We start from the raw sequence: 14,906 nt of genomic DNA, 5'->3' as shown, positions 1-14,906 counted from the left end.
GGCCATTAATCCTGTCCGGGCTCTACGCCGCGCTGGCGATTCCGATGAAATTCCTCACGATAGGCGCTAAAACGGTCTTTAGCCAGAGATTCTCGGACCTCCTCCATCAGCTGTAGGTAATAAGAAAGATTATGGATGGTGTTGAGCTGCGACCCCAGGATCTCATTCGCCTTTTGGAGGTGATTTAAGTAGGATCTGGTGAAGTTTTTACAGGTATAGCAAGAACAAGTAGGATCGACAGGGCGATCATCGTCCTTGTACCCTGAATTACGCAGCTTGAGATCACCAAAGCGGGTAAAGAGCCAGCCATTGCGAGCATTGCGGGTCGGCATGACGCAGTCAAACATATCAATGCCCAGACTAACGCCTAGCATCAAGTCTTCAGGTGTTCCAACCCCCATCAGGTAATGGGGCATGTGCTCTGGTAGCTTAGGAGCTGTGAAATTGAGAATGCGCTCAAACTCGGGCTTTGGCTCACCAACCGAGAGGCCGCCAATGGCAATGCCATCAAAGCCCTGCTGACTGACGGCATCTAGGGAGAACTCACGGAGATTTTCAAACATGCCGCCTTGGACGATGCCAAAAAGGCCGTTACCAGTCTCGAGCTCGCGAAAGCGTTTTAAGGAGCGATCACCCCAACGAAGTGACATCTCTAATGAGGCGCGTGCAGTTTTCTCTGAGGTTGCCTGTCCTTTGACTTCGTAAGGGGTGCACTCATCAAACTGCATCGCGATATCGCTATTGAGGACCGCCTGAATTTCCATTGACACTTCTGGAGACATAAATAATTTATCGCCATTGATCGGGGAGGCAAAGGTCACGCCTTCCTCTGAGATTTTTCTCAGGGCTCCCAGGCTGAAAACCTGAAAGCCACCAGAGTCAGTGAGGATGGGCTTATCCCAGCCCATGAAGCGGTGCAAGCCACCATGCTTCTTCACAACATCTAAACCGGGCCGCAGCCATAAATGAAAGGTGTTACCTAAAATAATTTGGGCTTTAGCCTCATGCAGATCCCGTGGGGTCATCGCCTTCACGGTGCCATAAGTCCCTACCGGCATAAAGATTGGCGTTTGAACACTGCCGTGGGGGAGGTCAAGCTGGCCAAGGCGTGCAGGGCTGGCAGAGTCACGCGCGAGGATATTAAAGTGCACAGGTTTTGTCATGAGCTTATTGAGTTAAGGCGACTTAAGAACATCGCATCGCCGTAGCTAAAAAAGCGATATTTATTCTGAATAGCATGTTGATAGGCATTGCGGATATTGTCTACACCAGCAAAGGCGCTCACCAACATCAGTAGAGTCGATTTTGGCAGATGAAAGTTAGTCAGTAAGCAATCTACGGTTTTGAATGTATAACCAGGTGTAATAAATAAATTCGTTTCGCCAGTAACCTGCTGGGTTTGAGCCTGACTCTCTAGGGCGCGTAGACTGGTCGTGCCAACTGCAATGACTCTACCGCCTGCCTGTTGGGTGGTCTTAATTGCTGCAAGAGTTTCTGCAGGAATTGAAAACCACTCGTAATGCATCTTGTGTTTAGAGAGATCTTCTTCGCGAACCGGTGTAAAGGTGCCTGCGCCCACATGTAGAGTGACTGTGGCCTGTTGAACGCCGAGCTCACTCAGTTGCTGAAGAATGGTTTCATCAAAGTGCAAGCCTGCAGTAGGAGCTGCTACAGCACCCGGATTCTTGGCGATAACAGTTTGATAGCGATTGGCATCCTCTTGATCTGGTTGATGCTCGATGTAGGGTGGTAGAGGTAATTCACCGAATCGCTCCAGCAAATCCAACACATTCTCGGGGAAGCGCACTTCATAGAATCGGCCATCATGGCCAATCATTTCGACGGGGAAGGTTTCTCCAGCCTGATTGTGTACATGAACAATGCTGCCGGTCTTAGGAACCTTAGAGGCTCTGATTTGTACCCAGGCTTGTTTATCTCCGCTGATGCGCTCAATCAAGAGTTCTACATTGCCACCCGTCTCCTTTTTGCCATGTAGGCGAGCAGGAATTACCTTGGTGTCATTAAAGACGAGTAAATCCCCAGTTTTCATTAGCTTCAGAATGTCTGGGAACTGTCGATCAATTAATTGGGCGACATTACCCCCCTCTATATTGAGCTCTAAGAGGCGACTATCCGTTCTATTTGCTAGCGGGTGCTGGGCAATCAGTTCGGGCGGAAGGTCGTAATTGAAGTCGGAAAGTTGCATAGCATTACCATCAGGTATTGGATTTTAACGATGACGACTAAGCGACCGCCAACTGCACTCGAAAAGATGGGTTTAAATAGCCCTATGGCACTTGCTTTGCATCTGCCATCCCGCTACGAGGACGAGACTGAGCTCTTTACCATTGAAGAGGCCTTGGGCCTTGGGAGATTTCATTCGATTCAGACTCAGGGCGTCGTGATTCGCAATCAGGTGATGTTTCGCCCCAGAAGACAGCTATTGGTCACGATTGAGGACGATACTGCTTCGCTACAACTACGCTTTCTCAATTTCTATCCTAGCCAACAAAAGCAAATGGCAGTCGGTAATCACATCCGAGTGCGGGGTGAAATTCGAGAGGGCTATCAAGGCGCGGAGATAGTTCACCCTACTGTTCGTGCAGTTATTCCAGAAGCACCATTGCCGGCGAGCTTGACTCCCGTCTATCCAGCTAGTGCTGGTATCTCACAAACCATGATTCGTAAGGCGGTGCTTAAGGCTCTGCAGGATGCTAGTCTCAAAAATAGTTTGGCAGAATTTTTACCATCCACACTCATGGCAGAAATTCTGCCAAAAAATGATTGGCCACCGCTGCAAGATGCCATTACCTATTTGCACCAGCCACCTGCCGATACCAATACCCAATCACTTTTAGAGCGCACTCATCCCGCTTGGCGCCGCGTGCAGTTTGAAGAATTGCTGGCCCAGCAGATTTCTTTAAAGCGGGCGCATGCTATCCGGAGAGAAAGGCGTGCCCCTAGTTTTGTGAAGGGGCAGCAGGCAAGTAAGCTCAGTAAAACAAGCAAAACAAAAAACAGCATTGAAGAAGGCTTGCTTAAAATCTTACTCTTCGAGCTAACTGGTGCCCAAGCTCGAGTCTGGTCTGAAATTGGATACGACCTATCAAATACTTTTCCAATGAATCGCTTATTGCAAGGTGATGTGGGTAGTGGCAAAACAGTGATTGCAGCATTGGCTGCTGCGCGTGCCATGGATCATGGTTATCAAGCTGCCATCATGGCCCCGACAGAAATTCTGGCGGAGCAACACTATCTCAAAATGCAGGAGTGGTTTGGACCTATAGGGGTAAAGATTGCATGGCTCTCGGGCAGCTTGAAAGCTAAGGAAAAACGACTTGCACAAGAAATGATTGAGAGCGGTGAGGCGCAACTCATTATTGGTACACATGCACTCATTCAGGATAAGGTGAGTTTTGCGAAGTTGGGTTTAGCAGTCATTGATGAGCAACATCGATTTGGCGTAAGGCAGCGCTTAGAAATTCAGCAACGCGTTAGCTCGGAACTGTTTTATTGCCACCAATTAATGATGTCGGCTACTCCGATTCCACGGACTCTGGCAATGACCTATTACGCTGATCTGGATGTTTCAGTAATAGATGAATTGCCTCCAGGACGAAAACCGATTGCCACTAAGGTAGTGAAGGCGGCGCGCAGAGATGAAGTGATTGGAGGACTGCATGATTGGTTGGTTAAGGGATTACAAGCCTATTGGGTTTGTCCTTTGATTGAAGAGTCTGAAGTCTTGCAATTGCAAACCGCAGTTGAAAGTTTTGAGCAGCTCACACAGGCACTTCCGAACTTTAAGGTTGGTCTAGTACATGGGCGCTTGAAGAGCGAGGAGAAGGCTGCAGTGATGGCAGCTTTCAAAGCCAATGAAATCCAGCTCTTGGTGGCGACAACGGTGATTGAAGTTGGCGTGGATGTGCCCAATGCAGCACTCATGGTGATTGAACATGCAGAACGATTTGGCTATGCGCAGATTCATCAGTTACGAGGGCGTGTTGGGCGCGGTTCGGCAGATTCAGTCTGTATCTTGATGTATGCAGAGCCACTATCCATGGCGGCTAAAGAGCGCCTACAAACTTTACGAGAAACGTCAGACGGATTCGTAATAGCAGAGCGCGACTTATCGCTTCGTGGCCCAGGTGAATTATTGGGCGCCAAGCAATCTGGGGATGCTATGTTGCGATTTGTCGACCTTCAACGTGATGCATGGCTGATTGAGTTAGCTCAGACAGCAGCAGAGCGTCTGTTAGCTGAGCATGCCGACTTAGTTGAAAGACATCTTGAGCGTTGGCTTGGCTCTCGTACTGAGTTTCTAAAAGCTTGATAATTGCACTATGACTATGATTGCGAATAAAGAAAGACTATTGATCTGATGCGCGATCGTATTATTGCTTACGCTTACCTAATCCGTCTGGATAAACCAATCGGAACGCTACTTTTATTGTGGCCAACTTTATGGGCACTTTGGCTAGCAAGTAGCGGCTTTCCCGATTGGCATCTACTCATTATTTTTATCTTGGGAACATTTTTAATGCGCAGTGCCGGGTGCGCTATGAATGACTATGCGGATCAAGATTTTGATCGCCATGTTTTAAGAACTAGAGATCGCCCCATTACGAGTGGCAAGATTTCTGGAAAAGAGGCGCTGGCTGTGGCAGCCACTTTGGCATTGATAGCTTACTTACTTATTCAACCCCTGAATGCTTTAACTCAAGAGCTCTCTTTCTTTGCCTTAGCGGTTGCGATTATTTACCCTTTCACCAAACGTTTCTTTGCGATTCCGCAAGCAGTTCTTGGTATTGCCTTTGGTTTTGGTATTCCGATGGCCTATGCCGCCATATTGGATTTCATTCCAATGGAGGCTTGGGTTTTGTTTGTTGGCAATATCTTCTGGGCGATTGCTTACGATACAGCTTATGCCATGGTTGATCGTGATGATGATTTACGTTTAGGTTTGCGCACCTCGGCCATTACCTTTGGTCGATTTGATGTTTTAGCAATTGCCTTGAGTTATGCCCTGCTATTTCTGAGTCAGATTTGGGTCGCTCAATTAGCTAATCTGAATAATTTCTTTTGGGTGGGTTGGTGCTTTGCTGTAGCTTGTGCTCTATATCACCTGAAGTTAGTGGCTAGTCGTAAACGGGAAGATTGCTTTAAGGCATTTCGCCACAATAACTGGTTGGGCGGATTCCTATTTCTGGGAATCCTACTGGGTCTTACCTAATTCATCACCCATTGCCTTGCCACGTTGACTGGCTGCATCAACTGCCTTTTCAAGCGCACCATGCCAATCGAGTTGCTTGAGTATATCCAGTGCAGCAGCAGTAGTGCCACCCTTGGAAGTGACGCGTTCACGCAATACGCCTGCATACTCATCTGAGTTGTGAGCTAATTGTGTAGCACCCTCTAAAGTGGCATAGGCAAGTTTGCGAGCGGTGGCTGAGTCCAGTCCAAGTTTCTCGCCACTCGATTGCATAGCCTCCAAGAAAGCAAAAACATAGGCAGGGCCGCTGCCAGAAACAGCAGTAACAGCGTCCATGAGTTTTTCTTCACTCACCCAAACTGCTTGACCTACTGCATTGCAAATCGTTTCCGCAAGGGCGCGGTCAGATGCATTGACCGCAGCATCAGCGAATAGCCCAGTAATGCCCTTACCAATTAATGCTGGAGTATTGGGCATCGCACGCACACAACGCTCATGATCAAGCCAACGACTCATGTCTTTGAGGCGAATGCCGGCGGCTATGCTGAGAATGAGTGGGCCTGGTGCGGTCGCATGCTTGAGTTTTGCATTTAAAGACTTGGCTACTACATTGAAGTCCTGAGGCTTAATGGCCATCACTACGACATTATTTTTGGAGAAGTCAAAATTAATTTGATCCAAAGTACCAATGATCTGCACACCAAAATCTTGATGCAATTGCAAGCCAGTACTAGCATTGGCCTCGACTACAGATAATTGATTAGCCTCAAAACCATTGCTCAATAAGCCGCTAATTAAAGCGCGGCCCATATTGCCGCCGCCAATGAAGGTGATGTGGACGTTTTGGTTTATTTGTTGTGTGCTCATGCCTTGATCTTATCGCGCTTCCCAAAAATCGCGCTACCTATACGTACCATGGTGCTGCCTTCAGTGATTGCAGCCTCCAGATCATCAGACATCCCCATGGAGAGCGTATCAAAGAAATCAAACCCAACATCATTACTGTGTTTTGCCTTAATTCCGACGAAACACTCTCGAACGGCTGCAAAAGATTGATGTTGTTGGCTAACGTCATCGCTAGGTGCAGGAATTGCCATGAGTCCGCGAAGAGCTAAATGAGGTAATTTGGAAATCGCATCGCAAAGAGCATCAACCTCTTCGAGAGAAATGCCGCTTTTACTGTCCTCTTCGCTAACATTAATTTGAACGCAAACTTGCAATGGGCCTAGGTTAGAAAATTCTCCACGTTGAGTAGAAAGGCGTTCTGCGATTTTGAGGCGATCAATACTATGCACCCAGTCAAAGTGTTCTGCAACATCGCGTGTCTTGTTGCTTTGTAGTGGGCCAATAAAGTGCCACTCAAGCCAAGGGCGCAATTTAGATAGCTGCTGAATTTTTTCAACACCTTCTTGGGCATAATTTTCACCAAAGGCAGTTTGCCCGGCATGCATGGCCTCCTCAACCGCTATAGCGGGAAAGGTTTTACTGACAGCGAGAAGCTGAATATCCTCTGGCTCACGTTTAGCAGCCAAAGCTGCCAGCTCAAGCCTCTGCCTCAGCATCATGAGCTTGGTGGTGACTTGACTCATGATTGGATTTGACTTTGTTGATGAATGAGTTGGTCAACAATCTCAATCCAATGCAGAACTGGAGTGTCCTCTTGTTGAAGGTGGGTGATACAGCCAATATTTCCGGAAACAATCACTTGTGCGCCAGACTCTTCGCAGGCAGCATTGAGGTGAGTTAGTTTGTTATGGCGTAACTGTTCTGAGAGTTCTGGCTGGGTTACTGAATAAGTTCCTGCTGAGCCACAGCAGAGATGGCTATCAGCGCATAAGCGCACTCCAATGCCAATACCAGCCAAAAGGCCCTCTACCTTGCCGCGAATTTGTTGGCCATGTTGCAGCGTGCAGGGAGGGTGATACACCACACCAGGTTTTGGATCAACACCCACTAGAGCAACAAGCTCTTCTTGAAGCGCTTGCAAGATTTCTGAAATATCTTTAGTGAGATCGGAGATAGTCTTAGCCTTAGCGGCATATTTTGGGTCACTCGAAAATAGATGGCCATAATCTTTGACCATCACACCACAACCAGAAGCAGTCATCACAATAGCTTCAATGCCTTGCTCAACTTGCGGCCACCAAGCATCGATATTTTGTTTGGCATTTTCTAAGCCGCCAGCTTGATCATTTAAGTGGTAACGCAATGCACCACAGCAAGTGGCGTTAGGTGCAGAAATTAATTCAATCTTGAGCGCATCTAAAACACGTGCAGTTGCTGAGTTGATATTTGGCAGCATGCCAGGTTGAACGCAACCCTCAAGCAATAGCATCTTGCGTGAGTGGCTAGTCTGTGGCCTTGCATAGGGATCCGTATTTGTATTGAGCGCTTTATTTTTAGCTTCCGGAATCTTGCGCTGTATACCAGTGGGCATGAGTGGTCGAACTAAGCGGCCAATAGCCATCGCTGAATTAAATAACTTAGGACTGGTTAAACCCTCTTTCAGAGCCCAGCGGGTGAGGCGCTGACTAAGAGGGCGCTCGGGAGTATTTTCTTCTGCCCACTTGCGACCAATATCGACTAAGTTGCCATATTGCACACCACTTGGACAAGTACTTTCGCAATTGCGGCAAGTCAGGCAGCGATCCAAATGCAGACGTGTTTTTTCAGTAGGGGCTTGGCCTTCCGCCATTTGCTTAATGAGGTAGATGCGACCTCGAGGACCATCGAGCTCATCACCAAGCAATTGATAGGTGGGGCATGTCGCTGTGCAGAAGCCACAGTGCACACATTTACCAAGAATTCTGGCAGCTTCAATACCTTCAGGGGTATTGACAAATTGGGGGGCGAGTTGAGTTTGCATAAGAGCGCTAAAAGAGGGGCTAAAAGAGATGCTTAGGGAAGACGTGAAGTAGCAAATATGCCCGCAGGATCAAAGGCGGTTCTGAGGCGTGCTTGTACTGCCTCTAAAGCAGTTGAGTGCGCTTGCTCGCTCAAAAGGGTAAAGCGTTGCTTGCCCAGATCAACATTACTCCCTTGCTTAAAACGAGTTGCATGCCCGCCATGAGCACTAGCTAAGGTTTTGATGGATGCAAAAGTAGCATCATCACCTGGCGCCTTTAGCCAACGTTGCTGGCCATGCCATTCCAAAGCAATGTCACCGCTGATATTCTCTAGAGTGAGTGGTCCGCAGGCGGCTGGAAGTGCGAGACGATACAAAGTCTCATCACTGTTCAGGATTGAAAAAACAGCTAATTGTTGTTCGCGCAAAGCAGCCCAAAATTCTGAAGCAAATTGAGTGTCTAATTCTTTTGCGTTGACAGCTGCGCCCATAATCGGAATCGCCGCTTTGACTGCAGCAGCGGCACCGGCTAAGCGAATAGTGAGTTCACCATCTCCACCTGTTGAGCTTCCGATCCAGCAGCTTGCCGAGAGCGGTAAAGGTTGCCCTGCCCATTCATTTACGAGTTGCAGTGCGCGTGCTTGGGTAATGTTGCAACGAAGAGATGTTGTAGCAGCTGGTCGCGGTAATACTTTGACAGAAGCCTCTAGTAACAGCGACAAGGTTCCCATTGACCCAGGTAACAAGCGTGAGACATCATATCCCGCAACATTCTTCATCACCTTGCCGCCAAAGGATAAGTCTTGACCTTTACCATCAAGAATACGAACTCCTAGAACAAAATCACGTAAATTACCCGCGCTAATACGCCCTGGACCTGCTAAGCCTGCAGCGATGGTTCCACCAAAAGTTGCGTCCTCACCAAAGTGGGGTGGCTCAAATGCCAACATTTGATTCTTATCGGCTAAAGCAGCTTCAATTTCTTTTAGTGGTGTGCCGGCGCACGCAGTGATCACGAGCTCTTCAGGCTGGTATTCCAGAATTCCAGAGTAAGTGCGGGTATTTAACTTGGCATAAGAATTAGCATTCCCATACCAAGACTTTGTGCCGCCGCCTTCAATGGATAAAGGAGTTTTGTTTTTAACTGCTGCCAAAATTTGCTCGCGAAATAGATCAATATTGGTATTGCTAGCTGTCGACATTAAAAGCGCTCCAACTCAGGATGCGGTAAGTTGCCACCACTAATCCGCATGCGACCATATTCAGCGCAGCGATTCAAAGTAGGAATAGCCTTGTCAGGATTTAATAGTCGCTCTGGATCGAATGCTGATTTAACACCCCAAAATGATTCACGTTCACCTTCCCCAAATTGAATACACATGGAGTTAATTTTTTCAATACCAACACCGTGCTCACCAGTAATCGTGCCATTAAGCTCAACACAAGCTTCTAAAATTTCAGTACCAAATTCTTCGGCGCGATGCCACTCATCCTGATCAGCACCGTTAAATAAAATGAGGGGATGCATATTGCCATCACCTGCATGAAATACATTTAAGCAGACAAGGCCATATTTCTTTTCCATGCCCTGAATACGTTTTAGTAGTGTGCCAATATTTCTGCGCGGGATGGTGCCATCCATGCAGTAGTAGTCGGCTGCTAAGCGGCCTGCTGCTGGAAAAGCATTTTTACGACCGCTCCAAAACTTCAGGCGCTCTGCTTCATTCTGAGAAATCTGAATGCCGCTAGCGCCAGCTTGCTCTAGAACTTTAGTCATACGCTCAATCTCTTCTGCAACCTCTTCAGGCGTGCCGTCGGATTCGCAAAGCAGAATAGTTTCGGCTTCAAGGTCATATCCTGCATGAACAAATTCTTCTACTGCGCGAGTGGTGGCTTTGTCCATCATTTCCAGACCAGCTGGAATAATCCCGGCGGCAATGATGGCCGCTACTGCATCGGCACCTTTTTCAATATCGTCAAAGCTAGCCATAATGACTCGCGCCAACTTGGGTTTAGCAACCAACTTTACTGTAACTTCGGTCACTACAGCAAGCATGCCTTCACTGCCCATCACGATCGCCAATAAATCAAGTCCCGGAGAGTCGGGTGCAAGACTACCGAACTCTACGATCTCACCGTTCATCAAGATGCCACGCACTTTCAAAACGTTGTGAAGCGTCAAGCCGTATTTGAGGCAGTGCACACCGCCGGAGTTTTCATTGACATTTCCGCCAATAGAGCAAGCGATCTGTGAGGATGGGTCTGGAGCGTAATACAGTCCGAGATGGGCTACTGCTTCGGAAATCGCTAAATTACGAACGCCCGGTTGCACAACTGCAGTTCTGGTGAATGGATCAATATTGATAATCTTTTTGAGTTTGGCAAGTGAAAGCACTAAACCCTGAGATATGGGCATAGCACCACCAGATAATCCAGTCCCAGACCCACGGGGGACAATGGGCACTTGCATCGCAAAGCAAGTCTTCAGAATCTGAACAACCTGCTCCTCAGTTTCTGGCAGAGCTACTGCCAGGGGCATACGTCGATAGGCTGCGAGGCCATCGCATTCATAAGGAATGGTGTCCTCGGGCTCCCACAACAAGGCATGTTCGGGGAGGATAGGGCGCAGGGCCGATACCAATTTGGATTGCAGGGCGGTAATAGCCGCTAGTTCGGGGGGTGGGGTCACCATATTCATAGGAATCATTTTAGCCATTTACCTATAATTAGTTTTATGGGAAATCGACTTTCAAAAATAGCCACCAGAACTGGTGATGCAGGCATGACCGGACTTGGCGATGGTAGTCGGGTCGAAAAGGATCATTTGCGCATTTGCGCCATGGGCGATATCGATGAATTGAACTCTGAAATCGGGGTTTTGATGACTGAATCGATCCCCGAAAGTCTTGCAGAGGAGTTCAAAAGTCTATTTTTGCAAGTACAGCATGACTTATTCGACTTAGGTGGGGAGCTCTGTATTCCCAATTACACCCTACTCAAGCCAGAGCAGGTAGCTCATTTGGATATTTGGCTTGAAAAATACAATGCGACTTTGCCTCCTCTGACTGAATTTATTCTTCCAGGCGGCACTCGCGCAGCTTCTCAAGCTCATGTCTGTCGCACGGTCTGTAGACGGGCGGAGAGATCGATTGTGCGCTTGGGTTGGGAGGAGCCTTTATACGATGCCCCGCGTCAATACGTCAATCGCTTATCAGATCTATTGTTTGTATTAGCGCGGGTACTCAATCGTGCGGCGGGTGGTCAAGACGTTCTATGGAAGCACGAAAAAAAAGAGACTAAATAAATTAGTCTCTTTTAGGATTAATAAAGCAGATCCACTTTATTTTCTTAACTCATTATTTCTTTGCTTTTCTGCGGTTCTTGACAGCTAAAGCCAAGCGTTGCAACACATTGACTGAGTCTTCCCAGTTAATGCAAGCATCCGTAATACTCTTGCCATATTCCAATTTGTTTGGATCATCTTTTCCAGGCGAGAATTTTTGTGCGCCATCGTTAAGATGACTTTCAATCATGACACCAAAAATTTGCTTTGAGCCAGATTCAATTTGCTCAGCAATATTTTCTGCCACCACAATTTGACGCTCATGTTTTTTGCTAGAGTTTGCGTGCGATAAGTCAACCATCAAACTGGCTGGAAGCTTGGCTGCTTCAAGCTCAGAGCAGGCTGCTTGCACATATTGCGCTTCATAGTTAGGCTCTTTACCACCACGTAAAATAACGTGACAGTCTTTATTGCCTTTAGTTTCCACAATAGATACTTGACCATTCTTGTGAACTGATAAGAAATGGTGTGGACGACTAGCTGCCTGAATGGCGTCGGTAGCAATCTTGATATTGCCATCAGTGCCATTCTTAAATCCGATTGGTGCCGAGAGGCCTGAAGCTAATTCACGATGCACCTGACTCTCGGTTGTGCGTGCACCAATAGCGCCCCAAGAAATCAGATCTGCAATATATTGCGGAGAAATCACATCTAAAAATTCGCTACCTGCAGGCATGCCTAGGCGATTAATTTCCATCAACACTTGGCGAGCCATGCGTAAGCCTTCTTCAATGCGATAGCTCTCATCCAAGTACGGGTCGTTAATCAAGCCCTTCCAACCAACAGTAGTGCGTGGCTTTTCAAAATAGACTCGCATCACAATTTCAAGTTCACCTGCAAAACGATCACGCTCTGTGATTAGTCTTTGGCAATACTCTAGTGCTGCACGAGGATCATGAATCGAGCAAGGTCCGATGATGACAAGTAGGCGATCATCTTTTCCATGAATGATGTCGCGAATCTTTTTACGTGTCTTACTGATGAGTGCTTCTGTAGGTGTTCCAGCAATCGGAAAGAAGCGAATCAGATGCTCTGGTGGCGGCAGAACAGTAATGTTGTGAATGCGTTGATCATCCGTATCTGACGTTTTATCAACGGCAGCGTACCAGTTTGCGGGATTCGTATTTTGTTGGCTCATTCAGCTATTTTAAGCCGTATTAAGCCGTTCCTCCGACAGTCAGGCTATCGATGCGTAAAGTTGGCTGCCCAACGCCCACGGGAACGCTCTGACCCTCTTTGCCGCAAACCCCGATACCACCGTCTAATTTCAGGTCATTTCCGATCATGGAGACCTGTTTTAAGGACTCTGGGCCACTACCAATAATGGTCGCGCCTTTGACAGGATATTGAATTTTGCCGTTTTCTACCCAATAGGCTTCAGAGGCTGAAAATACGAATTTACCGCTTGTAATGTCGACTTGACCGCCCCCAAAGTTGACGGCGTAAAGGCCGCGTTTAATACTGGCCACGATTTCTTGGGGATCATCCTTGCCGGCCAACATATAGGTATTAGTCATGCGTGGCATCGGTAGGGAGGCAAAACTCTCGCGGCGTCCATTGCCTGTCAGAGGCATATTCATGAGTCTGGCATTCAGGCTGTCCTGAATGTAGCCCTTCAAAATGCCATCTTCAATGAGGGTGGTGCATTGAGTGGGGGTGCCTTCATCATCGATATTGAGTGAGCCGCGACGACCGGAGAGTGTTCCGTCATCAACTACCGTGACACCTTTAGCAGCAACTCGCTGCCCAATACAGCCAGCAAAAGCAGACGAGCCTTTGCGATTAAAGTCGCCCTCAAGGCCATGACCTACTGCTTCGTGTAGTAATACTCCAGGCCATCCTGGTCCCATCACTACTGTCATTGGGCCCGCTGGGGCAGGGCGAGAATCTAGATTAATCAGTGCACCATCAACAGCCTCATCAACATATTGGTTAATTAGTTCTGTATTGAAGTAGTGATAATCATGACGAGCGCCACCGCCCGAGGATCCGGATTCGCGTCGACCATTTTGTTCAGCAATCACATGGACTGATACCCGTACGAGTGGACGTACATCAGCTGCTAATAGGCCATCAGCTCGAACTACGAGCACCACATCAAACTCACCAGCCAAACTAGCCATCACCTGAATGATCCGTGGGTCACGCGCTTTTGCACGACGCTCAATACCCTCGAGTAAAGCAATTTTTTCTTGGGGTGCTAGTGAATCTAAAGGATTTAAGTCTGAGTAGAGTCCGTTGGAAACCGGCGTAAAGATTTTGTTTGCAACAGCACGTGTACCGCCTTGGGGTCCAATTACTCGAGTAGATTTGGCTGCTTTATTTAGGGCCTCTAAATTAATTTCATCAGAGTAAGCAAAGGCAGTCTTATCTCCATAGATTGCGCGCACACCAACACCCTGATCAATACTAAAGCTGCCGGATTTCACAATACCTTCTTCCAGGCTCCAGCTCTCGCTACGGGTGTGTTGGAAATACAGGTCAGCATCGTCGAGCTGATGCGTAAACATATTGCCAAAGGTGTGATGCAAATCTTGCTCAGAAAGGCCGGTCGGCTCAAGGAGAATGGATTTAGCCAGCTTGAGAAGATCGGCCTGTTTCTTGGGCTTAGTCCAATTACTTGGAAATAATGCTTCTGGTGCTTTCATCTTGATTTTGCTGAACTTTCTATATTAAAGCTTGCGGTGTTTTAGTGCAGGTAGCTTAGAGCGTACCTCTTTTAATTTATCTTTGCTGAGCATGCCCTGAATAAAACCCTCCCCCTCAGGAAGATTACTCAATATCTCTCCCCATGGATCGACTAGCATGCTCTCACCCCAAGTGCGTCGTTGATTCAAGTGAAGGCCTCCTTGAGCTGAGGCTAGAACATAGCATTGGTTTTCAATTGCGCGAGCGCGCAGAAGAATTTCCCAATGATCTTTACCGGTGGTGTGGGTAAACGCAGCTGGAATAATGTGACAGTCCACTTGGCCAAGGGCGCGGTATAACTCTGGAAAACGTAGGTCATAACAAATGCTTAAGCCAAAACGCCATTCCACTCCATTAAGCTGGATTACAAATTGGCCTGGCTGGCTTCCTGCTGAAATAGTTTCAGACTCTTCGTAACGTTCGGTTGGAGTTTGAAAGCCAAATAAATGAATTTTGTCGTAACGAGCGATTTGCATGCCAAGAGGATCAAATACTAAGGAGGTATTGAGAACCTTATTGGATTCTTTAGCCTCCAGAGGGATGGTTCCGGCAACTAGATAGATATTATTTTCTTGTGCAATCGCGGCAAGTCGTTCTTGAATCGGACCAGACCCTGCCGTTTCCCGAACATTGACCTTATCGGTATCTTTCAATCCCATTAAGCAAAAATATTCCGGCAGCACGGCAATCTGTGCCCCGCAATCTGTAGCAGCTTTAATTAAGCGAGCTGCAGTCTCGAGATTTTCATGGAGGCTGGGAGTCGACACCATTTGTATCGAGGCTATATTGAGTTCAGAAGCATTTCTTGGTGCGTTCAT

Annotated in this window: 13 protein-coding genes; 3 read left to right on the top strand and 10 right to left on the bottom strand. The window is 47.6% G+C overall.

The window, feature by feature from the left end; translation table 11 throughout:
* Positions 1–5 precede the first annotated feature (5 nt).
* The gene (gene tgt / locus CL55_RS08950) at positions 6–1,163 is read right to left on the bottom strand and encodes a tRNA guanosine(34) transglycosylase Tgt (protein WP_046330772.1); all 1,158 of its coding nucleotides are present in this window, start codon (positions 1,161–1,163) and stop codon (positions 6–8) included.
* Positions 1,160–2,206 (bottom strand): tRNA preQ1(34) S-adenosylmethionine ribosyltransferase-isomerase QueA, encoded by a 1,047-nt coding sequence (gene queA, locus CL55_RS08945; RefSeq protein ID WP_046330771.1) that lies wholly within the window; start codon positions 2,204–2,206, stop codon positions 1,160–1,162. The genes tgt and queA overlap by 4 nt, the downstream gene beginning before the upstream one ends.
* A gap of 30 nt (positions 2,207–2,236) precedes the next feature.
* Here queA and recG point away from each other — a divergent pair, with 30 nt between their 5' ends.
* Together recG and ubiA are read left to right on the top strand one after the other, a co-directional pair.
* A complete protein-coding gene (gene recG, locus CL55_RS08940) occupies positions 2,237–4,333 on the top strand; it encodes an ATP-dependent DNA helicase RecG (RefSeq protein ID WP_046330770.1) in 2,097 nt (698 codons plus the stop codon).
* A 48-nt stretch (positions 4,334–4,381) separates the two neighbouring features.
* Positions 4,382–5,233, top strand: a complete 852-nt coding sequence (gene ubiA / locus CL55_RS08935; RefSeq protein ID WP_046330769.1) for a 4-hydroxybenzoate octaprenyltransferase — start codon at positions 4,382–4,384, stop codon at positions 5,231–5,233.
* Here the strand turns inward: ubiA and proC are convergent.
* The 5 genes from proC to CL55_RS08910 are packed head-to-tail and all read right to left on the bottom strand — an operon-like array spanning position 5,216 to position 10,764.
* Complete coding sequence (proC, locus tag CL55_RS08930) at positions 5,216–6,079, bottom strand: pyrroline-5-carboxylate reductase (protein WP_046330768.1); 864 nt, start codon at positions 6,077–6,079, stop codon at positions 5,216–5,218. The genes ubiA and proC overlap by 18 nt on opposite strands.
* Entirely contained in the window at positions 6,076–6,801 is a 726-nt protein-coding gene (locus CL55_RS08925) for a YggS family pyridoxal phosphate-dependent enzyme (RefSeq protein ID WP_046330767.1), read from the bottom strand. The genes proC and CL55_RS08925 overlap by 4 nt, the downstream gene beginning before the upstream one ends.
* The gene (gene glcF, locus CL55_RS08920) at positions 6,798–8,078 is read right to left on the bottom strand and encodes a glycolate oxidase subunit GlcF (protein WP_046330766.1); all 1,281 of its coding nucleotides are present in this window, start codon (positions 8,076–8,078) and stop codon (positions 6,798–6,800) included. The genes CL55_RS08925 and glcF overlap by 4 nt, the downstream gene beginning before the upstream one ends.
* Positions 8,079–8,110: 32 nt before the next feature.
* Positions 8,111–9,259 carry a glycolate oxidase subunit GlcE gene (gene glcE / locus CL55_RS08915; protein ID WP_046330765.1) on the bottom strand — a complete coding sequence of 383 codons (1,149 nt, stop codon included), beginning with the start codon at positions 9,257–9,259 and terminating at the stop codon, positions 8,111–8,113.
* Positions 9,259–10,764, bottom strand: a complete 1,506-nt coding sequence (locus CL55_RS08910) for an FAD-linked oxidase C-terminal domain-containing protein (protein WP_205621358.1) — start codon at positions 10,762–10,764, stop codon at positions 9,259–9,261. The genes glcE and CL55_RS08910 overlap by 1 nt, the downstream gene beginning before the upstream one ends.
* A 27-nt stretch (positions 10,765–10,791) precedes the next feature.
* Here CL55_RS08910 and CL55_RS08905 point away from each other — a divergent pair, with 27 nt between their 5' ends.
* Positions 10,792–11,361, top strand: coding sequence for a cob(I)yrinic acid a,c-diamide adenosyltransferase (locus CL55_RS08905; protein ID WP_046330764.1), 570 nt, complete (start codon positions 10,792–10,794; stop codon positions 11,359–11,361).
* Positions 11,362–11,413: 52 nt separating this feature from the next.
* Here CL55_RS08905 and CL55_RS08900 read toward each other — a convergent pair whose 3' ends face one another.
* Genes CL55_RS08900 through CL55_RS08890 form a run of 3 tightly spaced genes read right to left on the bottom strand, consistent with a single transcriptional unit; the run spans position 11,414 to position 14,906 of the window.
* Positions 11,414–12,538, bottom strand: coding sequence for a 3-deoxy-7-phosphoheptulonate synthase (locus tag CL55_RS08900; RefSeq protein ID WP_046330763.1), 1,125 nt, complete (start codon positions 12,536–12,538; stop codon positions 11,414–11,416).
* A gap of 19 nt (positions 12,539–12,557) precedes the next feature.
* A complete protein-coding gene (gene tldD, locus CL55_RS08895; RefSeq protein ID WP_082091921.1) occupies positions 12,558–14,048 on the bottom strand; it encodes a metalloprotease TldD in 1,491 nt (496 codons plus the stop codon).
* 24 nt (positions 14,049–14,072) lie between these two features.
* On the bottom strand, positions 14,073–14,906 hold the full coding sequence (locus CL55_RS08890) for a carbon-nitrogen hydrolase family protein (protein ID WP_046330762.1): 834 nt from the start codon (positions 14,904–14,906) through the stop codon (positions 14,073–14,075).

The sequence above is a fragment of the Polynucleobacter duraquae genome, assembly GCF_000973625.1.
Lineage (GTDB): Bacteria > Pseudomonadota > Gammaproteobacteria > Burkholderiales > Burkholderiaceae > Polynucleobacter > Polynucleobacter duraquae.
The sequence above is the reverse complement of the archived record's forward strand: the minus strand, read 5'-3'. Positions and strand labels throughout refer to the sequence as shown.